This is a genomic window from Nocardia arthritidis (assembly GCF_011801145.1).
GTDB classification, from domain to species: Bacteria; Actinomycetota; Actinomycetes; order Mycobacteriales; family Mycobacteriaceae; genus Nocardia; species Nocardia arthritidis_A.
On record NZ_CP046172.1, the window covers coordinates 3,391,892 to 3,413,830 of the forward strand.

The window sequence follows — 21,939 nt, forward strand, 5'->3', positions numbered from 1 at the left end:
CACCACACCCGTCACCGGGAGGAACGCGCGACCCGGACCCGTCCGTCGTCCGCGCCGATCGCGGTGGCCCGCGCCAACTCCGCCGCGCCGATCATGCCGGCGGCCTCGCCGAGCTGAGTGGTCCGGATCCGGGCCAGCGGCCGGTGTCCGGCGCCGGTCACCGATTTGGCGTAGTGCTCTCGCGCGTCGTCCAGGAACAGCGGTGCGGAACTGCTCACGCCGCCCGCGATGACGATCAGGTCCGGGTCGAAGATATCGCTGACGAACGCCAGGCCGAGGCCCAGCCAGCGCGCGAAATCGGCGAGCACCAGGCAGGCCAGCGGATCGCCGTCCTGCGCCGCACCGGCCACCCGGCGCCCGGTAAGCGAACCCGGATCGCGGAAAACGTCCTTGGCCAGCACCGAACGCACCGGATCGGTGGCCAGCATCTCGATCGCGGTATCGGCGAGTGCCGTTCCGCTGCAATACCTTTCCCAGCAGCCGCGCTTACCGCACGGGCAGGCGCGCCCGTCCGGCACCACCTGTAGGTGGCCGAGTTCCGGTGCGACGCCGTGTGTTCCGCGATACAGCTGGCCGCCGATGAGCAGCGCGGCGCCGATGCCGGTGCCGATCGCGACCAGCACGACATTGTGGCCGCCCGCCGCGGCGCCGAACCGGTACTCGGCCCAGGCGGCGGCGTTGGCGTCGTGCTCCAGGATCACCGGTAGCTCCAGCCGCTCGGTGAGCCGCCGCGCCACCGGCGCGTCCTTCCACGGCAGATGCGGTGCGAAGCGGACGGTGGACCGGTCGCCGTTGATGAATCCGGCGACCGCGAGGCCCACCGCGCCGATCGGATGCCTGCGGCACAGTTCACGGACCGCGCGATCCAGCGCGTCCTCGAGTGCGCGCGCCGAATGCGGGGTCGGCGCCTGTACGGTGTCGAGCACCTCGCCGTCGGCGTCGACCACCGAGGCGCGAATGTTGGTGCCGCCGACGTCGATTCCGACCGTCAACGGTGGGCCACCTGCCATGCGCCGCGTCATGCCTTGATCGTCACGGGAATGTGAACGTATCCGGTGCGGCGCGGTGTCTCGTTCGATTCGGTCACCGAATGATCATGGGGTGCACCCGTTTCGGGATCGAATTCGGGCGGCAGGATCGGCTCGACCGGCACGCCCGCCAGCGCCTCGCGCAGGATGGTGACGATCGCGGTGCCGTGTTCGGCGATGGCCGCGGCCACGTCGTGATGTTCGCCGCGCACCAGCGCGGCGGCCGCGCACACCGGACACCACGAGCAGCTCGACCATTCGGTCTGCCCGTCCGCCGCGCCGCGCCGCAGCACCGGCTCGACCCGCTCCAGCACGGCCTCGGCGAGCAGGCGCAATTCCTCGGCGAATTCGGTGAGCCCGTCGGCCTGCGTCGACCCGGTCATTTCGGCCACACCTCCGGATCGGGCAGGAAACGCACCGTGAGATAACCGCTGTCGAGTTCGGCGCCCTCGACCGTGCACCGCCGCAACACCGGAGCAAGGCGCACCCGGCGCCGCACACCGTCCGCTCCCACGATCAAATCGTCCTCCACTCGTCCCAGTCGCAGCGTTGCCGGATCGACAACGGGCAGATGCATCCGCAGCGTGTACACCGCCTGCGGGCCGGCGCCCGACTCCCATCGAACCACCGGTTCGCCGGAACTCGCGCCAACCCCCGCCGGATTGTCGCCCGCCGCCGGATCCGCGTCCAGCGCGTAGGAGAAGGCCGACAGCGATTGCAGCCCGACCGGCTCGGATCCGGTGTGCTGGGCGATGACCACCGGGACCGGTCCGGCCGCGATCTCCAGCTCCGCGACCACGAGCAGCTGTTCGGCGCGCCGGTTCAGATACCAGTCCACCGCGGGATGCGCGACCGGTTCGGCGGGCGGCAGCGGCGGCAGCACCTTGTTCACCACGATCGCGTCCAACCGCAGCCCGAGCAGCGCGGCCGCCGAACGCACCCGCTCCGATTCGGCGACCGTCACCCGCTCGGCGACGGTGACCAGGCGCGCCCCGGTCCTGGTGTGATCGGCGAGCAGATCGCGAACCTCGGTGACCGCCTTGACGATTCGCTCCACCGTCGCGGCGAGCACGGCCCGGCGCAGATCGGTGCCCGCGCCGCTCATGGCCCGTGCGTGCGGCGGCCACACCCGCTCCAGATAGCCGAGCAGGGTGTCCGGCGCGGTGATGATGCGCAACATATCCGCGGTCGGCGGGCAGTCGACGACCAGCAGATCCCATTCGTCGTCGGTGGCGAAACCGGTGAGCTCCACCAGCATCAGCAGTTCCTGCACACCGGGCAGCCCGGTCAGCTCGGCCGGATCGAGCGCGCCGAGATCGATGCCGTGATCGATGCCGTGATCGTGGCCCGCCCCGGACAGCATCCGCGTCACCTCGCGGAACCGGTCCTCCAGCAGCGCTAGCGAATCCACCTCGATCACATCGAGATTCGGCAACACATGCGCGATACCGGTGACGGCGCCCGGATCGTGCGGGAAGCGGAAGCCGAGCGCGTCACCCAGCGAATGCGCCTGATCGAGCGATGCGATGAGCACCCGGCTGCCCGACCTGGCCGCGGCCAGCGCGGTGGCACAGGCCAGCGTCGTCTTGCCCACCCCGCCTTTGCCGATGAAGAGTTCGACGCGGGTTCGCTGCGTGGTCAGCCTTCGACCCGTTTCTTCAGTTCCTTGAGCGCGGTATCGGTGATGACCTTCTCCGCCTTGCGTTTGAACATGCCGATCATCGGGATGTTCAGGTCGACGGTCAACTCGTAGATCACCTGGGTGGTGCCGTCGGGCTGATCGATCAGTTCGTAGGTGCCGTCCTGTGCCTTCTGCAATTCGCCCTCGAGCAGTGTCCAGCTGACCGCCTTGTCGTCGGCGCGCCAGCGATAGGACAGCACGTAGGTGTCCTTGACGACGCCCGCGTCCAATACGAAGCGTGCGGTGCGGGCCCGGCCGTCGGGTCCCTTCTCCAACACTTCCACCGATTTCGCGGCCGAAACCCATTCCGGGTAGGACGCCAGATCGGCGATGACGGACATCACCTGCTGCGACGGGGCCTCGATGATGATCGACCTCTGGGTCCTGTCGGCCATGGCGGGCGGTATTCCTTTCGGGCGCGATGCGGTCGGCGCTGGTTTCAGGAGGCGTGGTTCGGCGGGACGCCCGCCGGACGGCCCGCCTCCAGCCGGGCCTTCAGTTCGAACGACATGTTCTTACCCGCCACCCGGCGCGCGCGGTTCGCCGCGAGCAACTGGCGCGGCGAGAGCTGTTGCGCGTCCGCCGGTTCGGCGTGCAGGAAGTAGTGCAGGATCACCCCGTCCAGCGCGGGCTGCAACCAGACCTCCATGGTGCCGTCCAACGCGCCGGTGACGGTCCAGCGGATTCCCTTGTCGCCACGGTCCTCCCGCACGTCGAGGGTCAGATCCGGCCACCAGCGGCGCCAATTGTTCGGTCCCGCCAGCACATCGGCGACGGCGTTCCCCGGCGCGGCGACGAACGTCTGATCAGCGACCTGGATAGTGCTCACGACCGCGCCTCGCTGGCGCTCGGCTCCGTCATGAGCAACGCCGCTGTGTTCATGGTTCGCTCCCTCACGTCCGGAAGCGTAGTAGATCGCGCCCGATTCACCGCAGTAGTGTGCGCAGCCGGGCGCCGAGGTCGTCCCAGCGCCACTGCCGCTCGACCCAGGCCCGGCCCGCGGCGCCCATTTCGGCCGCCGCGTCGCGGTCGCTCAGAATGTCGATGATGGCCGCGGCGATCTGCGGAATCTTGCGGCCGTCCACCACCCGGCCGGTGCTGCCCTCGACAACGGTCTCCGGCGCGCCGCCGGAATTCCCGGCCACCACCGGCACACCCGTCGCGGACGCCTCGAGGTAGACGATGCCGAGCCCCTCCACGTCCAGTCCCGCGCCGCGGGTGCGGCACGGCATCGCGAAGACGTCGGCGATGGTGTGGTGGGCGGCCAGTTCGGCGGAGGCGACCCGTCCGGTGAACACCACGCTGTCGGCGACGCCCGCGGCGGCCGCGAGCGCGTGCAGCTTCTCCTCGTACGGTCCGCCGCCCGCGATCACCAGCACCGCGCCGTCCACCCGCGCGCGAATTTCGCGCATCGCCATGATCAGCGCGTCCTGCCCCTTGCGCGGCACCAGCCGGGACAGGCACAGGATGGTCGGGCGGTCGCCGAGGCCGTACCGGGTGCGCAGCTCCGCGCGGGCCGCCGGATCGGGCCGGAAGACATCCGGATCGACGCCGGGCGGCAGATATTCGAGTCCGGCGGCGGGCCCGAAGGCCGATGCGAACCGATTGCGCGTGTACTTGCTGACGTAGGTGACCACATCGGTGTTGTCGCCGATCGCCCGCAGCGCCTGCCGCGCGCCGGGCAGCATCGACCAGCCGACCTCGTGCCCGTGCGTGCTGGCCAGGATGCGGTCGGCGCCGGCCCGGCGCAGCATGGGGGACAGCAGCGCCAGCGGTGCGGCCGCGCCGAACCACACCGTGTCGCAGTTCTCGCCGCGCAGCAGGCGGGTGGCCCGGCGCAGCACCAGCGGGGTCGGCAGCATCAGCGTGGTGGGGTGGCGGACCACCTGGAACTTCTGTTTGGCGTCGAACTTCAGATGGCTGTCGCCACGCCAGCGCGGGGCGTAGACCACCAGATCATCGGGCGGCAGCTGCGTCGCAAGGGCGTGCAGATACGACTGGATACCGCCCGGCCGCGGCGGGAAATCGTTGGTAACCAGCAAAGTTCGGGCCATGGGCAACAAAATACTGTGTCGTTGCCCGCCGCCGCCGAGCGCAGTCACCCGGCGCGGGCGCGATCAGCCGATCTGTCGCCGCAACCAGGCGCGCCAGTCGTTCACGAAGTCGGCGCGGCCGACGCCGAACGCATCGCGCAGTATCCGGTCCTCGCCCGCGGCGTCGACCTTGGCGGCGGCCACCCGGCGATACAGGTCCACCAGCTTCGGCTGGTCGTATTTCTCGGCCACGTATTCGCTCACCGACCAGGCGCGCTCATAGGCGTAAGCGGCCTGCGCGCCGCCGAATTCGCGGTCGGTGGGCAGGTCCGCGGGGGTATCGCCATCGCGCAACCGCGCGGTGAGCGTCGGCGCGATATCGACGAAGCGATGCCCCTGCCCGTGCTGTGCGACGTAGTCGGCGAAACCCTCCAGCATCCACAGCGGCGCGCCGTCAGCGGTTTTCGCGCGGGCCGCGACATGGGTGAGCTCGTGCCGCAGCAGCGTGCGCAGACCCTCCGGCCCGACCCGGCGGCCGGATTCGGGGCTGAACACCACCCGCTGGCCCGTCGGCGTCGTGCCGGGTGCGAACGGATCGGCCACCGAGGCCGCGGCGATCTCGGTCGGCATATCCGCGCCGGCATGTACCAGCGCGGCGAATTCGGATGGATTCGATGCGACGACCACCACCGTCGACTGAGCCCAGTCGGTGCCCCACACCTGGGTGACGGCATCGGTCGCGGCGCCGAGTTCGCCCTCCAGGACGGTCATCTCGCCGTCCTGCTGCGCATGCCCGACGACGATCGACTCCTTGCCGTCGCCGGTGGGCACCCGCCGGGCGACCAGCGCGCCGAACGGTTCCATGGTCCGGCGCACCGCGGCCAGCCGTGGATCGTCCGATTTGGCCTGCGCATAGCTTTCGACCGAGGCGGCCTGCGCCGCATTGGGTTTCGGCAGCACCGAATTCGGCAGCAGGATCAGCGCGCCGCAGACACCGGTCAGCGCGGTCACCATGCCGACGGTCAGACAGAACTGAAACCGTCCGCGGGCCGAAAGCCAGGCGCGAAACCTACCCATAGCCCACTAGTATCGCCGAGCGGAATGGAACGGCGTCGAACCCAGTGGCGCGACCGCCACCGGAACGCCGAAGGTCGAGGCGTGCACCATCAGGCCGTTGCCCGCGTAGATGCCGACATGCGAAATGTCGGAGTAGAAGAAGACCAGGTCGCCGGGTTGTAGTTGATCCCGCGGCACCGGGGTGCCGAAATTGGCCTGCTGCGAACTGGTTCGGGGCACATCCTTGCCGACCTGCTTGTACGCCCACTGGACCAGACCCGAGCAGTCGAACTGGTTCGGGCCGGTGGCGCCCCAGACGTACGGGTCGCCGATGCGGGTGAGCGCGGCGGCCAGCGCGCTGGTGCCGCTGCCGGGCACCAGACCCTGCAGCAGGGTGTCGCGGTCGAAGCCGGGCGGGAACGGCGATCCGGCCAGCGTCGCCTTGTCCTGAGTGGACAGGCCGGTCCACGCCTGCACCACATTGGTGATCGCGGCGGATAGGTCGGTGCGCTTGCGTTCCAGATCGGCGCGCACCTCGTCGGCCTTGGCCGCGGCGGCCTTGGCGGCGTCGTCGGCGGTGCGGGCGATGTTCTCCGCGGCGGCCGCGGCGTCGGTGGCCTTCTTGTACTTGTCGACCTGATCGGCGGTTTGCGCGGAAAGCACGTCCAGCGTTGACATTTGGTCGAGCAGCTGCTGCGGGGAGTCGCTGAGCAGGACGGCGAAGAGTTTGTTGGTGCGTGCGCCCTGATAGGTCGCGATCGCGGTGCGGTCGATGACCGGCTGGTACTTGCGGACCTCGTCCTTGGCGAGTTCGACCGCCTTGGTGGCCGAGGCGAGTCTGCCGTCGGCGTCGCGCTGGATGGCGAGTTTGGCGTCGAGGTCGGCCTGCGCGTTGAGCATCTGCTGGTTGAGCTGCTCGGATTGCCGGGACAGGTCGATCATTCGCTGGATGGCGTCACTCGCGCTGGCCGGGGCGGGCATGGCCGCCGGATCGGCCCCGGCCGGACCGCCACCGTAGAGGGTCGTGGCCAGCACCCCGGCCGCGAACATCGCTCCCACCAGACGATTCCTGCGCTGTCTTCGGTGACTCGTCACGGCCTGCCGTGCCCCGTTCTCTCGTGTAGCGAATGCGACTCGAGTGCGAGGTTTGACAACCCCGCAACCCGGGAAGGTCTCAGTTAGGTTACGGAACAGCGTCGGTCCGTGTCCAGAGGACAACCGTTTCGAGACGAAGATCGGGCCGCGATAGCTCGCGGCCCGATCGGAGATGATGTCAGAAGCGGCGCGCGCCCGCGAACGGCATCGAGGAAATGGGCGAGACGTGCACCGGGCTGCCCGCGGTGGACGCGTGCACGACGTTGCCGTCGCCCGCGTACAGCGCGGAGTGGCTGCCGCCGTAGAACGAGACCAGGTCGCCGGGCTGCAGATCGTCCAGCGAGATGGGGGTGCCGGTGGCCAGCTGCTCGTCGCTGGTGCGGGGGAGTTCGCGACCCGCCTGGCGGTAAGACCACTGGACGAGGCCCGAGCAGTCGAAGGCGTTCGGGCCCGCGGCGCCGTAGACGTACGGCGCGCCGACCTTGGTCATCGCGGCGTCGAGCGCGATCTGGCCGAGCGACTTCTTGGGCGCGGCGAACGGCGGCGGGGTGCCGGGCAGTTCGATGCCCGGGATGCCCTGCGGGATCTGGATCTCGTTCGGCACCTCGAAGGTTCCGACGCCGGGGATGGTCACCGGCTGGGCCGACGCGGGGGCTGCCGGAAGCAGGAACGCGCCGAGGGTGGCAGCGCCGACAGCTCCGAACGCAACGACTCGCTGCGCCTGTCGCTTGACGGTGTTGGTCGCCATGATGCGGTACTTCCAATCTGCCCCGCGACGCCGCACCCGGTGGTGCGTCGGACTCCGCGAGGTCTCGAAAAGATTACGAACGCATCACGGTCATTTGTAAAGTCGCCGACTTGCGAAATGCCGATGGGCAACAAATTTGCACCGGATTAAATGCGAGATATCTCACAACAAATAACGAAACGATAACTCCGGGTAACGAGCGCGGGCATCGGGGCGGCAACCGGGGCGGCGCGCCGAGCGATCCGGGGCCCGCGAATGATCATCGCGTGCGATGTTTCCCCAGCTCGTATCGCGCGTCATTGATGCTACCGGCCAGTTGGAAGGTATCCGTCCAGTCTGTTTTGTCGAGGCGCCGCAGCGGGCCGCTGGCACCGCCGTACCGGAATCCGGCGCATCCGGAGAATTGATGCATTTTCGACAATGATGTGAGCTGCGTCACTTTTGACAATGGAAGATCATTTCACGGGCAACGCGCGGAGAAACTCGTCGAACGATCCGGACAATCGTGGTGGCTTTTCCGTCGCCCGGTACCTGTCGTACCCGCGGCCTACGCTGCACGCCGTGTCCGTCCCCCATTCGGCCCGTCAGATGGCCTTCGACGATCTCGACACGCCCCTCTACGACACCACCTTCGTGGTCGTCGACCTGGAGACCACCGGGACCAGCCCGGGCGCCGACGCCATCACCGAGATCGGCGCCGTCAAGGTGCGCGGCGGCGAGGTGCTCGGCGAATTCGCCACCCTGGTGAACCCGGGACGGGCGATCCCGCCCGCGGTCGTGCACGTCACCGGCATCACCACCGCCATGGTGTGCGCGGCCCCGCGCATCGAGGCGGTGCTGCCCGGATTCCTGGAGTTCGCGTCCGGTGCGGTGCTCGTCGCGCACAACGCCCGCTTCGATATGGCCTTCCTGCGCGCCGCCGCGGCAGGCATGGATGCCGCATGGCCGAATCCGCAGGTGCTGTGCACCGTGAAGCTGGCCCGGCGGGTACTCGGCCGGGACGAGGCCCCGACGGTGCGGCTCGGCGTGCTGGCCAGGGTGCTCGGCGCGGCCACCCAGCCGACGCACCGCGCGCTCGACGACGCCAGGGCGACGGTCGACGTACTGCACGCGCTCATCGCGCGCGTCGGCAATCAGGGCGTGCACAGCCTGACCGAACTGCTCGACTATCTGCCCGGCGTCACCTCCGGCCAGCGCGCCAAACGTGTTTTCGCACAGGATCTGCCGAGCGCGCCCGGCGTCTACCTGTTCCGAGGTCCGGCGGACGAGGTCCTCTACATCGGCACCGCGGTGAACCTGCGCCGCCGAGTGCGCAACTACTTCACCGGATCCGAGACCAGGGGCCGGATGAAGGAGATGGTCGCCCTGGCCACCCGCGTCGACCATGTGGTCTGCGCACACGGGCTGGAGGCGGGGGTGCGTGAGCTGCGCCTGCTCGTCGCGCATGCCCCGCCGTACAACCGCCGCTCCAAATTTCCCAAGCGCGGCTGGTGGATCACGCTCACCGAGGAGGCGTTCCCGCGCTTCGCCATCGTCCGCGGCCCGACCCGGGATGCCGTCGGGCCCTTCCCGTCCCGGCTGGACGCCACCGAAATCGCCGTCGTCATCGCCGAATTCACCGGGCTGCGGACCTGCACCACCCGCCTGCCCCGCGGCGGGCGACACGTCTGCCCGCCCGCGGTGGTCGGCGGCTGCCCGGCCGCGTCACCCACCGCTATTAATAGGGAGACATACGCGCCGGCGCCCGCGCTGGTCCGTGCCCTGTTCGCCGGACGATCCGACGCGCCGCTGCGAGCCATGTTCGACCGCATCGAAACCCACTCGCGGGCCGAGCATTTCGAGGCGGCCGCCCGGCTGCGCGACCGCACCGCCGCCGTCGTCCGTGCCCTGTACCGCACCCAGCGACTCGCCGCGCTCGCCCGCATCGCCGAACTGATCGTCGCGCACCCGGACGGCGCGCGGGGCTGGGAGTTCTCCGTGATCCGATACGGACGGCTGGCGGGCGCTGGCGTCGCGCCGCGCGGCGTCCCGCCGATGGCCGTCGTCGAACAGATCGTCGCCGCGGCGGAAACGGTTGTCCCGGAAGGAGAGACATCGCTGCCCGATCTCGCGAGCGATCCGCCGGTGCGGACGGACTCGGCGACCGAGGATGCCTTCCGTCGTCGCGATGACGACAAGGGCCCCATAGATATAGGCCCTATAGATAAGGACGCGATAGATAACGCTCCACCCTTGCGCGGCGCGTCGCCGGAGGAGGTCGGCCTGATCGCCCGCTGGTTGACGAAGCCCGGAGTGCGGATCGTCCGGACCAGCGAGGGCTATCGCGAGCCGATCTTCGGTGCGGCCCGGTGGCTCGGCTGGGCGGAGGTGGCGGCGCGGGCGCGATCGGGGGAGGCCGAATATCTCGACCATTAGGCTGACACCCATGATTACCGCGATCGTCCTGATCCACGTCGAGAGTGCCCGCATCCCGGAGACCGCCCAGGAGGTCGCCGACACCGAGGGCGTCGCCGAGGTCTACTCCTGCGCCGGCGATGTCGATCTGATCGCGATCGTGCGGGTCCGCGACCATGCGGAGATCGCCGAGGTGGTGACCAACCGGATCGATCGGGTGAAGGGCGTTGTCCGCACCACCACCCACATCGCGTTCAAATCGTATTCACGATCGGATGTGGAGGCCGGATTCTCGTTGGGCGAGTGAACGATTCGGCCGCGGCGAACCCCTCCGGCCGCCGCGGCCGAGCGTTCAACCGCCGATCACCACCGATTTGCCGGTATAGCTGCCGGACGAACCGGCGGTGAGGATGCCGCTCGCGGAGCCGCCGCACTGACCGGTCGGATAGATGGTGATCACGCTGCCGGTGTCGTTCTGCATGAAATGCGTGCCGCCGCCGAGCAGAATGCATCCGGACGGGTCCGAATAGGTCACGCCGTCGATGATCAGATTTCCCTGAGCGGCCGCCGCGGCCGGTGCGCCGAGCACGATAGCGGCGAATACCGCTGGAAGGATCGGGATTCCGTACATCGCCGAGGAAGCCATCAGCCGACGAGCGCCGATTTGGCGGTGTATGAACCGGAATCGCCGGGGGAGAGGATGGCGGTGGAGTCGCCGTCGCACTCGGCCTTGGTGTACAGGGTGATGACGCTGCCGGTGTTGTTCTGGATGTTGTACACATCGTCCGCGCCGAGGAAGACGCAGCCGGCCGGATCGGAGAAGGGGCTGCCGTTGACGATCAGGTCGCCACCCGCCGCATGCGCACCGGGTGCACAGACCAGTGCCGCGACCGCGAAGCCGATCGGTACCGCATACATACTGCGCCGCATCTCGTGCTCCTCACTCGTCGATGGGGTCGGCGCACGCCGGACGTCGAGCGGGCGCGCCGGATAACAAGATCAGCTTACGCGCATCTGACCAGCTGTTATGTGGTGTTGGCAGCTGAAGGGTTCAGCTGTCCCCGAGGGTGTTCGTCAGCGCGACCCAGCGCTCCAGCAGCGCGGCGGCCGCACCCGTATCGATCGCGCCCGCCGCGCGCTCGATGCCGCGCGCCAGCGCCTCGTGCACATCCTGCTCGAATTCGCCTGCGCCGCGCGACAGGTCGTAGGCGACGATGGCCGCCGCCGAATTCAGCAGCACCGCGTCCCGCACCGGACCCGCCTTCCCGGCGAGGACGTCCCTGGCCACCTCCGCGTTGGTCGCCGCGTCCCCGCCGCGCAGCGCGGCCAACTCGACCCGGGGGATGCCGATGCGGGTCGGGTCGATGGTGGTCTCGCGGACCCGACCGCCGGAAACCACGAACGCGTCGGTGGTGGCGGAGGTGGTGATCTCGTCCAGCCCGTCGTTGCCGCGCACCACCAGCGCGCTGCTGCCGCGCTCGGCGAATACGCCCGCGATCACCGGAAGCAGTTCGGTGAACGCGCAGCCGATCAGCCCGGCCCTGGGCTGCGCCGGATTGGTCAGCGGGCCGAGCACATTGAAGACGGTGGGGATGCCGATCTCCTTGCGCGCCTGCCCCGCGTATCGCAGCGCCGGATGGAACAGCGGCGCGAAGCAGAACCCGATTCCGGTCTCGCGCACACATCGGGCAACCGATTCCGGACCGAGCGCGAGCCGCACCCCGAGCGCCTCCAGCACATCGGCGCCGCCGCTCTTCGACGAGGCGGCCCTGTTCCCGTGTTTGACCACCGGCACCCCGGCCGCGGCGACCACGATCGAGGACATGGTGGAGATATTCACCGAGCCGGAGCGGTCGCCGCCGGTGCCGACGATATCCACCGCGTCCCCGTCGATATGCACCAGCCTGGCGTGCCGCAGCATGCCGGTGGCCAGGCCGCGCAGTTCGGCCGGGGTCGGACCCTTGATCTTGATGGCGACGCCGAACGCGGCGATCTGCGCGGTGGTGGCGTTATCGGTGAAGATCTCGTTGATCACCCAGGCCGTATCCTCCGCGGCCAGATCGCGGCCGTCGGCCAGGGTCCCGAGCACCTGGGGCCAGCTGCGCACGCTCATTGTCCACTTCTCCCGTCACCACTGGTTCGCGCACCAGTTCGTTCGCGAAGCAGCCTAGTGCGCGCTGCCGGGCTGTAGCGCGTCCCAGCCGTCCGCGACGCCGTCGTTGCGCTGCGCCAGACCGACCATCCTGGACCGCTCCTGCGCGCAGTGCAGCGCATCGAGCAGCTGAACACGTTGCAGCAGAAGCCTTTTCAGTCCATCGCCGGCATCGGTAGGCGTCTCGGCCGCGGCGTAACCCTCCTGCGCGGCGATCGCGCACACCTGCCCGACCCGTTCCGCCGGGATCCGCAGATGGTGGCGCAGCACCGCCGGCTCGTCCCGATTGAGAGCCGTCGCGCGGTCGAGTGCCGTTGAACACGCCTCCGCGTCATCGAAACTCGCTACCACCACAACGAGATCGGCCCGGCCAGGATCGAGCGACACCTGATCGCTACGGCCGAGCAACCGTCGCAGCCAACCCGCCACCTTCGCCTCCTCATCTCAGCTTTTTCTCAACCTGGCCTGCCATGATCGCCTTCGGCCGCCCAACACGCCGACGCCCGAACGAGACCCCCTCTGTCCGTGGGTTTTCCGACACGGACGGACAAGTTTCGCACCCGGGTACTGCTGTCGTACTACGACGAGTCATACTTACCCCCGTGACGACCGCAGTAGGGACCCCAGGATCGGCCATTACCCAGCGTGTGCACTCGCTGAACCGGCCCAACATGGTCAGCGTCGGTACCATCATCTGGCTGTCCAGCGAGTTGATGTTCTTCGCCGGCCTCTTCGCGATGTACTTCGTCGCGCGCGCCCAGGCCCATGGCAACTGGCCGCCGGAACCGACCGAGCTGAATATGAAGCTCGCCGTGCCGGTTACCACCGTGCTGGTCGCATCGTCGTTCACCTGCCAGATGGGCGTGTTCGCCGCGGAGAAGGGCGACGTGTTCGGGCTGCGGCGCTGGTACGTCGTCACCCTGCTCATGGGTCTGTTCTTCGTCATCGGTCAGGGGACCGAATACCGCGCCCTGTACTCGGAGGGCACCTCGATCGCGAGCAGCTCGTACGGCTCGGTGTTCTTCATCACCACCGGCTTCCACGGCCTGCACGTCATCGGCGGTCTCATCGCGTTCGTGTTCCTGTTGATCCGCACCAAGGTCAGCAAGTTCACCCCGGCGCAGGCCACCGCGGCGATCGTCGTCTCCTACTACTGGCACTTCGTCGACATCGTGTGGATCGGGCTGTTCGCCACGATCTACTTCGTCCGCTGATTTCGCGCGGGCAACACACAGCACACAAGTCGGTTCCGTCTACTCCAAAGGGACACAGATGAGTTCATCTCCCCCGTCAGCGCCAGAGCCCGCCGGTGTCGGCAGTGTCGTTTCGAGCGACCTGCAAGCAGTCGCTAGCGGCGGTCAGGCCAGCAAGACGCGCAGGCAGCGGCGCGTCCGCCGTCGGATCGCGGGCGGTCTCGCGCTGCTGGTGGGCCTGGTCGGAGCCGGTTTTCTCGCCGCGGCGCTGACGCCGACCGCGCAGGTGGCGACGGCCAAGGACGATCAGTCCGCGCTGATCCGCGAGGGCCAGCAGCTCTACGAAACCTCCTGCATCACCTGCCACGGCGCGAACCTGCAGGGCGTGCAGGACCGCGGCCCCAGCCTGATCGGTGTCGGTGAGGCCGCCGTCTACTTCCAGGTGTCCTCCGGCCGTATGCCCATGGCGCGCAACGAGGCCCAGGCCACCCGCAAGGACCCGAAGTTCGACGCGCACCAGACCGACGCGCTCGGCGCGTACGTCGCGGCGAACGGCGGCGGCCCGACCGTCATCCGCGACGCCGACGGCAAGGTCGCCGAGGAGTCGCTGCGCGGTCCGGATATCGCCCGCGGTTCCGAGCTGTTCCGGATGAACTGCGCCTCCTGCCACAACTTCACCGGACGCGGCGGCGCGCTGTCCTCCGGTAAGTTCGCCCCGCCGCTGGAACCGGCGAGCGAGCAGCAGATCTACGACGCGATGGTCACCGGCCCACAGAACATGCCGAAGTTCTCCGACCGGCAGCTCAGCCCGGAGGAGAAGCGCGACATCATCGCCTACGTGAAGAACGCGACCGAGGAGAAGAGCCCGGGCGGCTGGGACCTCGGCGGGTTCGGACCGGCCACCGAGGGCCTGGCCATGTGGGTCGTCGGCATCGTGGCCGTCGTCGGCGCGGCGATGTGGATCGGATCCCGCTCATGAGCGACGACAAGGAGACCAACGACATGCGGCCGGAAGAGGGCCACGACGGCGGTGCGCCGAAGGAGTACACGGAGGCCGAGCTCGACGCGATGTCGCGGGACGAGCTGGTCAAGCTCGGCACCGAACGCGACGGAGTCGACGTCGCCTACCGGCGCGAGCGGTTCCCGGTTCCGGGCACCCGCGCCGAGAAGCGGGCCGAGCGCCAGGTGGCGTTCTGGTTCGCCATCTCCGGACTGGCGGCGGCCGTGCTGGTCGGCGTCTTCCTGTTCTGGCCGTGGGAGTGGAAGGGCAAGTCGGAGTCCGGGCACGGCGCCTACTCCCTCTACACCCCGCTGGTCGGTATCGGCCTCGGCATCTCGGTGCTCGCCATCGGCATCGCCGTCGTGCTGATCCGCAAGAAGTTCATCCCGGCCGAGCTGTCCATCCAGGTCCGCCACGACGGCCCGTCCGACGAGGTGGAGCGGCGCACGCTGGTCGCCGAGCTGTCCGACGCGCTGGAGACCTCGACGCTGGGCCGCCGCAAGCTGATCACCCGCACCGCGGGCGCGGGCGTCGGCGTGCTCGGCATCGGCGCGCTGCTGGTGTTCGTCGGCGGCCTGGTGAAGAACCCGTGGGCCAAGGGCGACAAGGCGCCGCTGTGGGTGTCCGGCTGGACCCCCGACTACCCGGGCGAGACCGTCTACATCCGCCGCGACACCGGTCGCCCGGAGGACATCGTGCTGGTCCGTCCCGAGGATCTGGACGCGGGCGCCATGGAGACCGTGTTCCCGTGGAAGGAGAAGTGGCGCGGCGACGAGCACGCGACCCTGCAGTCGCTGCGCGGTATCCGCAACGCCGTCATGCTGATCCGCCTGCGGACCGCCGACGCGCAGAAGGCGATCAAGCGCAAGGGCCAGGAGAGCTTCAACTTCGGCGACTACTTCGCCTACTCGAAGATCTGCACCCACCTCGGCTGCCCGACCTCGCTGTTCGAGCAGCAGACCAACCGGATTCTGTGCCCCTGCCACCAGTCGCAGTTCTCGGCGACCGAATGGGGTAAGCCGGTCTTCGGTCCCGCCGCTCGCGCACTGCCGCAGCTGCCGATCACCGTCAACTCCGAGGGCTACCTGGTCGCCAACGGCGACTTCATCGAGCCGCTCGGCCCGGCTTACTGGGAGCGTCGTTCATGAGTCGTGTGGCAACGCAAGCCAATGAGATGGACGAGCGGTATCGTGCCGCCGCGTTCGCGAAGCGGTCGATCAACAAGGTCTTCCCGACCCACTGGTCGTTCCTGCTCGGTGAGATCGCGCTGTACGCGTTCATCATCCTGCTGCTCTCGGGTATCTACCTGACCCTGTTCTTCGATCCGTCGATGACCGAGGTCGTCTACAACGGCGCCTACCAGCCGTTGCGTGGCGTCACCATGTCGCGGGCCTACGAGTCGGCGCTGAACATCTCCTTCGAGGTGCGCGGCGGTCTGTTCGTCCGGCAGGTACACCACTGGGCCGCACTGCTTTTCGCGTGCTCGATCATCATCCACCTGTTCCGCATCTTCTTCACCGGCGCGTTCCGCAAGCCGCGCGAGGCGAACTGGGTGATCGGCTCGCTGCTGTTGATCCTGGCCATGTTCGAGGGTTACTTCGGCTACTCGATCCCGGACGACCTGCTGTCCGGTACGGGTCTGCGGGCCGCCTTCGGCGGTATCACCATGTCGATCCCGATCATCGGCACCTGGATGCACTGGCTGATCTTCGGTGGCGACTTCCCCGGCGACATCATCATCCCGCGCCTGTACATCGCGCACGTGCTGCTGCTGCCCGGCATCATCCTGGCGCTGATCGCGGCGCACGTCGCGCTGGTCTGGTACCAGAAGCACACGCAGTTCCCCGGCCCCGGCCGCACCGAGAACAACGTGATCGGTGCCCGCATCATCCCGGTGTTCGCCGCCGACCAGGGTGCGTTCTTCATGTTCACCCTCGGCACCGTCGCGCTCATGGGTGGCGTGTTGCAGATCAACCCGATCTGGAACCTGGGCCCGTACAACCCGTCTCAGGTGTCCGCGGGTTCGCAGCCGGACTTCTACATGATGTGGACCGACGGCTTGGCCCGCCTCATGCCGCCGTGGGAGCTCTACCTGGGCCGCTACACCGTTCCCGCGGTGTTCTGGGTGGCGCTGATCATGGGTCTGGTGTTCACGGTGCTCATCGCCTACCCGTGGATCGAGAAGCGACTCACCGGTGACGACGTGCACCACAACCTGCTGCAGCGTCCGCGCGACGTCCCGGTGCGCACGGCGATCGGCGCCATGTCGATCGCGTTCTACCTGGTGCTGACCCTGTCGTGCGTCAACGACATCATCGCGCTGAAGTTCGATATCTCGCTGAACGCCACCACCTGGATGGGCCGCATCGGTCTGCTGGTCGCGCCGCCGATCGCGTACTTCCTGACCTACCGGTTCTGCATCGGCCTGCAGCGCAGCGACCGGGCGGTGCTCGAGCACGGCATCGAGACCGGCGTGATCAAGCGCCTGCCGCACGGTGAGTACATCGAGGTGCACCAGCCGCTCGGCCCGGTCGACGACCACGGCCACCCGGTGCCGCTGGAGTACCAGGGCGCCGCGATCCCGAAGAAGATGAACAAGCTGGGTTCGGCCGGTAAGCCGGGCACCGGCAGCTTCCTGCGGGCCGACCCGCCCGCGGAGAGCGAGAAGCACTTCGAGATCGAACACCAGGAAGAGCACAAGCAGCTCGCCGTCTTGCAGGAGGCCCAGGAGCGGGCCAAGAACGACAAGCACGGTCACTGACGCTCGATCTGAGCAGCGCGGGCCCCGAGTCGAAATCGACTCGGGGCCCGCGCTTTTCGGTCAGCTCCTGGCGGCCGCGCGGCGGGCCGCCTCGATGGCCTCGAATTTGGCGAGGTTGTGGCGGGCGTCGGCGAGGGCGTCGTGGGCGTCCGGCGGGACCGGGGGGAGTTCGGGTCGGCCGTGTGCGTCCCAGTGCTGGCGCAGTTCGTTCGTGTAGCGGGGCAGGGCGTTCGGTAGGTCGACCATCGAACCCCACAGCTGGCACAGGGCGACGTGGTCGTACGCGCCTACCCAGGCCCACAGTTCCGGCTGCACCGACGGGCGCGGGACCAGGAATTGGTAGAGGTCGTCGCGGATCTGCCTGCGGCCGCGCCACAACGGCGACGACGGCGGCGGCAGCTGCGGCAGCACGTACTTGCGCACCCACGGCCCCGCCTTGTCGGGATTGAATTCCGTTGAGACGGCGTAATATTCGCGACCGTCCTCGCAGACGACGCCGATCGAGACGAGATCGATCACCAGTCCGTCCTCGATGAATTCGCAGTCATAAAAATATCTCAACGAGATCGCTCTGTCCTCCGCGTTCCGGCCCATCGTTGTCGATGCGCTTTACGAATCACCCTAGGTGGGTGAATCTCACCCCTACCACCGGGTATCTCCGGCACCGGGTGCGTCCGTATTCTGATCTCGTGAACTGGACCGTCGACGTACCGATCGATCGCCTGCCGGAACTGCCGCCGTTGCCCGCCGAGCTGCGCAGGCGACTGGACGAGGCGCTCGCGCGGCCCGCGCTGCAGCAGCCGTCCTGGGATCCGGAGCAGGCGGCGATGATGCGCACCGTACTGGAGAGCGTGCCGCCGATCTGCGTGCCCGCCGAGGTCGAGGACCTGCGGTTGCGGCTCGCCGAGGTCGCGCGCGGTGAGGCGTTCCTGCTGCAGGGCGGCGACTGCGCGGAAACCTTCGCCGACAACACCGAACCGCATATCCGCGGCAATATCCGCACCCTGCTGCAGATGGCGGTGGTGCTCACCTACGGTGCGAGCCTGCCCGTCGTGAAGGTCGGCCGGATCGCCGGGCAGTACGCGAAGCCGCGTTCGGCCGACACCGATGCGCTCGGCCTGAAGTCCTACCGCGGCGACATGATCAATTCGCTGGTCCCGGATGCGGCTGTGCGCGAACACGATCCGTCGCGTCTGGTCCGCGCCTACGCCAACGCCAGCGCCGCGATGAACCTGGTTCGCGCGCTCACCGGCGCTGGCATGGCCGATCTACACAAGGTGCACGACTGGAACCGCGATTTCGTCGCCCAGTCGCCCGCGGGCGCCCGCTACGAGGCGCTGGCCGAGGAGATCGACCGCGGCCTGCGGTTCATGACCGCCTGCCGGGTGAACGATCCGAGCCTGCAGTCCGCGCGTATCTACTGCAGCCATGAGGCGCTCGTCCTCGACTACGAGCGGGCCATGCTGCGGCTCAGCGAGAACGCGATGGGCGAGCCGGTGCTCTACGACCTGTCCGCGCACTTCCTGTGGATCGGCGAGCGCACCCGGCACCTGGACGGCGCGCATATCGCGTTCGCCGAATTGCTCGCCAACCCGATCGGCCTCAAGATCGGCCCCGGCACCACCCCGGAGCTGGCCGTCGAATATGTCGAACGCCTCGACCCGAACAATGAACCGGGCCGGTTGACGCTGGTGTCCCGCATGGGCAACGGCAAGGTCCGCGACGTGCTGCCGCCCATCATCGAGAAGGTGCAGGCCACCGGCCATCAGGTGATCTGGCAGTGCGATCCGATGCACGGCAACACCCACGAGGCGTCCACCGGCTTCAAGACCCGCCACTTCGACCGCATCGTCGACGAGGTGCAGGGCTTCTTCGAGGTGCACCACGCTCTGGGCACCCACCCCGGCGGCCTGCACATCGAACTCACCGGCGAAGACGTCACCGAATGTCTCGGTGGCGCCCAAGACATTTCGGATCTCGACCTGAACGACCGCTACGAAACCGCCTGCGACCCGAGGCTCAACACCCAGCAGTCCTTGGAACTGGCCTTCCTGGTCGCCGAAATGCTCCGCTGAATCGCCGAACCGTCGTAGCCTCGGCCGGGCTGTGTAATCGCCACAGCCCGTTCGGGTTCGGCTAGGGGAGAGCGATGATGGTGACGGTGTCGCCGGGTTCGACGCTGGCGCCGACGGCGGGGGTTTGCGAGACGACGACCGAACTGTCCAGTGGCGCAAACTGTCTGACGTCTACATCGAGGCCGAGGGCCTCGAGTTTGGTGCGGGCGGCGGAGACGCTGAGGCTGCGCACGTCCGGCATCTTCAGCGCGTTCGAGACCAGTAGGACGACCTGGTCGCCGGTCTGGATCGTGGTGCCCGCGGCGGGCTGGGTGCCGATGGCGGCGTCGGCGTCGACATTGCGGTCGAACTGAGATTTGGTCTCGCGGATGATGATTCCGGCATCGGTGAGGATCTTGGTCGCCTCGGCCGTCGGCTTGTTGCGCACATTCGGCACCTTCACCGGCTGAGATCCCTTGCTGCGGTAGACCTTTACCTGCGCGTTGGCGGGGAGGACGGTGTCGGCGCCCGGATCCACCTTGGCCAGTGTGCCTTTCGGCGCCGGATTGGAGATCTCGCCCCCGTCGACGGGTATCAGGCCCGCGTCGCGAATCAGTTGGTTGACCTTCGAGATGTCATCGCCCGGTTTGACATCGGGCACCTTCGGTTTGCCGCTGGAGACCAGTACGGCGACGGTGGAACCCTTGGTGAGTTTGCTCCCCGCCGACGGATCGCTGCCGACGACGCCGCCGACGGGGATGGTATCCGAGGCCTTCTGCCGGATCTCGGTCGAGAAGCCCGCGTTCTTCAGCGCGGCCACCGCGTGATCGGTGTCCAGGCCGGCGACCGGTGGTACCGCCGCGTAGCGGCCGACCCCGACCCACCAGCCGCCGACCCCGACGATCAATGTCACGATCGCCACAACGGCTATCCAGATCCACGTGGTGCGCCGCGAACGTCTGCGATCGTCGAACCCGTTGTACGGCTGTTGGCGCAGGCTCTGCGGCGGCGCGTAGTCCTCCGGCGGGTAATCGTCGCGGTATTCGTCGGGCTCGTAGTCGATCCTGGGTCTCGGTGCGGTCACCACCCTGGTGTGCTGGGTCGACGACGGGGTGTACGGCTCCGGCGCCGGTCTCGGCGGGGCCGGAGCCACCGCGCGATAGCTTGCGCTCAGGTGTTCGGCCGAATCCTGCGGCGCCGGAACGCGATACACGGGTAGGTTCAGCGTGGTGGCGATCGAGCGCAGCGCGGCGGCCATCTCGTTGGCGTCGGCGTACCGATGCGCGGGTTCACGCGCCGTCGCCTTGGCGACCAGCTCGTCGAATTCCGGCGGCACGCCCGCGATGAACCGGCTCGGGCTCGGCACGTCGTTCTCGATGCGCTGATACGCCACCGAGAGTGAGTTGTCGCCGCTGAACGGCACCCGTCCGGTCAACAGTTCGAAGATCAGGATGCCGAAGGAGTAGACATCGCTGCGCGCGTCGGCCGTGCCGCTCGTCACCTGTTCGGGGGACAGGTACGCGGCCGTGCCGAGAATCACGCTGGCCGAGGTGGTGGTGGACGCGGCGACCGCGCGCACCAGACCGAAATCCGCGATCTTCACCTCACCCGCGTCGGAGATGAGCACGTTCTCCGGTTTCACATCGCGGTGCACCAGGCCCGCGTCGTGCGCGACGCCGATGGCGGCCAGCACCGGCTCGGCGACCGCGTGCACCGCATGCGGCGGCATCGGCCCGCGTTCGCGCAGCAACTCGCGCAGCGTGCCGCCCTCGACCAGCTCCATGATCAGGAACGGGTAGTCGCCGTCGATGCCCTGGTCGTACACCGCGACCAGGGACGGATGCTTGAGCCTGGCCACCGCGCGCGCCTCGAATTCGAACCGCGAGAGGAATTGCGGGTCACCGGCGAACTTGGGATCCATCACCTTGATGGCGACCGGCCGGTCCAGGCGGGTGTCCACCCCACGGAAGACCATCGACATGCCGCCACGCGCGATCGGCGCATCTATGCGATAGCGCCCTTCCAGCATCTGGCCGATCAATTGATGTCCTCCGGTTTTCACAAAGTTCTCACCCCTCGCTGCGCGCGCGACAAGCGATCGACCGCCCCGTGCGGCCCCCACGATGGTAACTGTGTTCGATGGCCTCGCCTGGCGGCTCGGCGTGTCCGCGGCCCCTTGTGGCTCGCGGCCGACCAGCCGAGACTCGCGCCTGCGGCGCATGCGCTTCGGCTGGTCGGCCGCGAGCCGGCCGCGGACGGCGCTCGAAAGCCTCGCGCGGCCGGGTCGAGTTTCGTTCGATGGGTACGTCAAGGGTGTCTCACGACGTGCGGCGCGCAACCGTCTACCGTTATCCCGGTGAGTGCATTTCCCTGCAGTGATGATGTCCTTCCGCAGTCGGTGGAGCTGCTGCCGCTGCCGGACGTGGCCGACAAGCTCGGGATCGTGGTGACCCGGGTGCATCAGATGCTGCGCGACCATCAGCTCATCGCGGTGCGTCGCGATGGTGTTGCGGGCGTACCCGAGGTGTTCTTCGACGATGCCGGCGCGGTCGTGAAGCCGCTGCCCGGCCTGATCACCGTGATGCGGGACGCCAAGTACACCGATGAGGAGATCCTGGAGTGGATCTTCACCGATGACGAGACCCTGCCGGGCAAACCCGTCGAGGCCCTGCACGGCCCGCTGGCCAGGGAGGTGCTGCGCAGAGCAGCCGCGGATCCCTTCTGAGATTGATCATCAGTTCCAG

23 protein-coding genes are annotated in these 21,939 nt (G+C 68.3%); 8 read left to right on the forward strand and 15 right to left on the reverse strand.

Annotated features, from left to right (window positions below):
- Positions 1-11 precede the first annotated feature (11 nt).
- The 9 genes from F5544_RS15160 to F5544_RS15200 all read right to left on the reverse strand — a co-directional run bounded on the left by F5544_RS15160 (position 12) and on the right by F5544_RS15200 (position 7,641).
- On the reverse strand, positions 12-1,022 hold the full coding sequence (locus F5544_RS15160) for an ROK family protein (RefSeq protein WP_167473792.1): 1,011 nt from the start codon (positions 1,020-1,022) through the stop codon (positions 12-14).
- On the reverse strand, positions 1,019-1,411 hold the full coding sequence (locus F5544_RS15165; RefSeq protein WP_238847253.1) for a hypothetical protein: 393 nt from the start codon (positions 1,409-1,411) through the stop codon (positions 1,019-1,021). Before F5544_RS15165 ends, F5544_RS15160 begins: the two co-directional genes overlap by 4 nt.
- Complete coding sequence (locus F5544_RS15170; protein ID WP_275107057.1) at positions 1,408-2,670, reverse strand: ArsA family ATPase; 1,263 nt, start codon at positions 2,668-2,670, stop codon at positions 1,408-1,410. Before F5544_RS15170 ends, F5544_RS15165 begins: the two co-directional genes overlap by 4 nt.
- The gene (locus F5544_RS15175) at positions 2,667-3,104 is read right to left on the reverse strand and encodes an SRPBCC family protein (RefSeq protein WP_167473793.1); all 438 of its coding nucleotides are present in this window, start codon (positions 3,102-3,104) and stop codon (positions 2,667-2,669) included. The genes F5544_RS15170 and F5544_RS15175 overlap by 4 nt, the downstream gene beginning before the upstream one ends.
- 44 nt (positions 3,105-3,148) lie before the next feature.
- Positions 3,149-3,538, reverse strand: coding sequence for a polyketide cyclase / dehydrase and lipid transport (locus F5544_RS15180; protein ID WP_167473794.1), 390 nt, complete (start codon positions 3,536-3,538; stop codon positions 3,149-3,151).
- 97 nt (positions 3,539-3,635) lie between these two features.
- On the reverse strand, positions 3,636-4,763 hold the full coding sequence (locus F5544_RS15185) for a glycosyltransferase family 4 protein (protein ID WP_167473795.1): 1,128 nt from the start codon (positions 4,761-4,763) through the stop codon (positions 3,636-3,638).
- Between the two features lie 63 nt (positions 4,764-4,826).
- A complete protein-coding gene (locus F5544_RS15190) occupies positions 4,827-5,819 on the reverse strand; it encodes a hypothetical protein (protein WP_167473796.1) in 993 nt (330 codons plus the stop codon).
- Between the two features lie 6 nt (positions 5,820-5,825).
- A complete protein-coding gene (locus tag F5544_RS15195; RefSeq protein ID WP_174867592.1) occupies positions 5,826-6,848 on the reverse strand; it encodes a C40 family peptidase in 1,023 nt (340 codons plus the stop codon).
- Positions 6,849-7,071: 223 nt separating this feature from the next.
- Positions 7,072-7,641: a C40 family peptidase gene (locus F5544_RS15200; RefSeq protein ID WP_167473798.1), complete on the reverse strand. Its 570-nt coding sequence runs from the start codon at positions 7,639-7,641 to the stop codon at positions 7,072-7,074.
- A gap of 561 nt (positions 7,642-8,202) precedes the next feature.
- On the opposite strand from F5544_RS15200, the gene F5544_RS15205 reads away from it, so the two are divergent.
- Together F5544_RS15205 and F5544_RS15210 are read left to right on the forward strand one after the other, a co-directional pair.
- Positions 8,203-10,056, forward strand: coding sequence for a DEDD exonuclease domain-containing protein (locus tag F5544_RS15205; RefSeq protein ID WP_275107033.1), 1,854 nt, complete (start codon positions 8,203-8,205; stop codon positions 10,054-10,056).
- A 10-nt stretch (positions 10,057-10,066) separates the two neighbouring features.
- Complete coding sequence (locus tag F5544_RS15210) at positions 10,067-10,342, forward strand: Lrp/AsnC family transcriptional regulator (protein WP_167473800.1); 276 nt, start codon at positions 10,067-10,069, stop codon at positions 10,340-10,342.
- Positions 10,343-10,387: 45 nt separating this feature from the next.
- Here the strand turns inward: F5544_RS15210 and F5544_RS15215 are convergent, their stop codons facing one another.
- The 4 genes from F5544_RS15215 to F5544_RS15230 form a co-directional block, all read right to left on the reverse strand.
- Positions 10,388-10,681: a hypothetical protein gene (locus F5544_RS15215; RefSeq protein ID WP_167473801.1), complete on the reverse strand. Its 294-nt coding sequence runs from the start codon at positions 10,679-10,681 to the stop codon at positions 10,388-10,390.
- Positions 10,681-10,965, reverse strand: coding sequence for a hypothetical protein (locus F5544_RS15220; protein ID WP_167473802.1), 285 nt, complete (start codon positions 10,963-10,965; stop codon positions 10,681-10,683). The genes F5544_RS15215 and F5544_RS15220 overlap by 1 nt, the downstream gene beginning before the upstream one ends.
- Before the next feature lie 121 nt (positions 10,966-11,086).
- Positions 11,087-12,148, reverse strand: coding sequence for an anthranilate phosphoribosyltransferase (gene trpD, locus F5544_RS15225; protein WP_167473803.1), 1,062 nt, complete (start codon positions 12,146-12,148; stop codon positions 11,087-11,089).
- A 54-nt stretch (positions 12,149-12,202) separates the two neighbouring features.
- Positions 12,203-12,616, reverse strand: coding sequence for a hypothetical protein (locus tag F5544_RS15230; protein WP_167473804.1), 414 nt, complete (start codon positions 12,614-12,616; stop codon positions 12,203-12,205).
- 173 nt (positions 12,617-12,789) lie between these two features.
- Here F5544_RS15230 and ctaE point away from each other — a divergent pair, with 173 nt between their 5' ends.
- The 4 genes from ctaE to qcrB are packed head-to-tail and all read left to right on the forward strand — an operon-like array spanning position 12,790 to position 17,141.
- Complete coding sequence (gene ctaE, locus F5544_RS15235) at positions 12,790-13,401, forward strand: aa3-type cytochrome oxidase subunit III (RefSeq protein WP_167473805.1); 612 nt, start codon at positions 12,790-12,792, stop codon at positions 13,399-13,401.
- A gap of 58 nt (positions 13,402-13,459) precedes the next feature.
- Positions 13,460-14,359, forward strand: a complete 900-nt coding sequence (qcrC, locus tag F5544_RS15240; protein ID WP_167473806.1) for a cytochrome bc1 complex diheme cytochrome c subunit — start codon at positions 13,460-13,462, stop codon at positions 14,357-14,359.
- Between the two features lie 23 nt (positions 14,360-14,382).
- The gene (qcrA, locus tag F5544_RS15245; RefSeq protein WP_167479214.1) at positions 14,383-15,528 is read left to right on the forward strand and encodes a cytochrome bc1 complex Rieske iron-sulfur subunit; all 1,146 of its coding nucleotides are present in this window, start codon (positions 14,383-14,385) and stop codon (positions 15,526-15,528) included.
- Complete coding sequence (gene qcrB / locus F5544_RS15250; protein WP_167473807.1) at positions 15,525-17,141, forward strand: cytochrome bc1 complex cytochrome b subunit; 1,617 nt, start codon at positions 15,525-15,527, stop codon at positions 17,139-17,141. Before qcrA ends, qcrB begins: the two co-directional genes overlap by 4 nt.
- A gap of 60 nt (positions 17,142-17,201) precedes the next feature.
- Here the strand turns inward: qcrB and F5544_RS15255 are convergent, their stop codons facing one another.
- Positions 17,202-17,702: a polyadenylate-specific 3'-exoribonuclease AS gene (locus F5544_RS15255; RefSeq protein ID WP_167473808.1), complete on the reverse strand. Its 501-nt coding sequence runs from the start codon at positions 17,700-17,702 to the stop codon at positions 17,202-17,204.
- 128 nt (positions 17,703-17,830) lie between these two features.
- On the opposite strand from F5544_RS15255, the gene F5544_RS15260 reads away from it, so the two are divergent.
- Positions 17,831-19,216, forward strand: coding sequence for a class II 3-deoxy-7-phosphoheptulonate synthase (locus tag F5544_RS15260; protein ID WP_167473809.1), 1,386 nt, complete (start codon positions 17,831-17,833; stop codon positions 19,214-19,216).
- Positions 19,217-19,277: 61 nt separating this feature from the next.
- Here the strand turns inward: F5544_RS15260 and pknB are convergent, their stop codons facing one another.
- On the reverse strand, positions 19,278-21,224 hold the full coding sequence (gene pknB / locus F5544_RS15265; RefSeq protein ID WP_174867593.1) for a Stk1 family PASTA domain-containing Ser/Thr kinase: 1,947 nt from the start codon (positions 21,222-21,224) through the stop codon (positions 19,278-19,280).
- Positions 21,225-21,551: 327 nt separating this feature from the next.
- Here pknB and F5544_RS15270 point away from each other — a divergent pair, with 327 nt between their 5' ends.
- Positions 21,552-21,920 carry an Rv2175c family DNA-binding protein gene (locus tag F5544_RS15270; protein WP_167473811.1) on the forward strand — a complete coding sequence of 123 codons (369 nt, stop codon included), beginning with the start codon at positions 21,552-21,554 and terminating at the stop codon, positions 21,918-21,920.
- Positions 21,921-21,939: the final 19 nt, after the last annotated feature.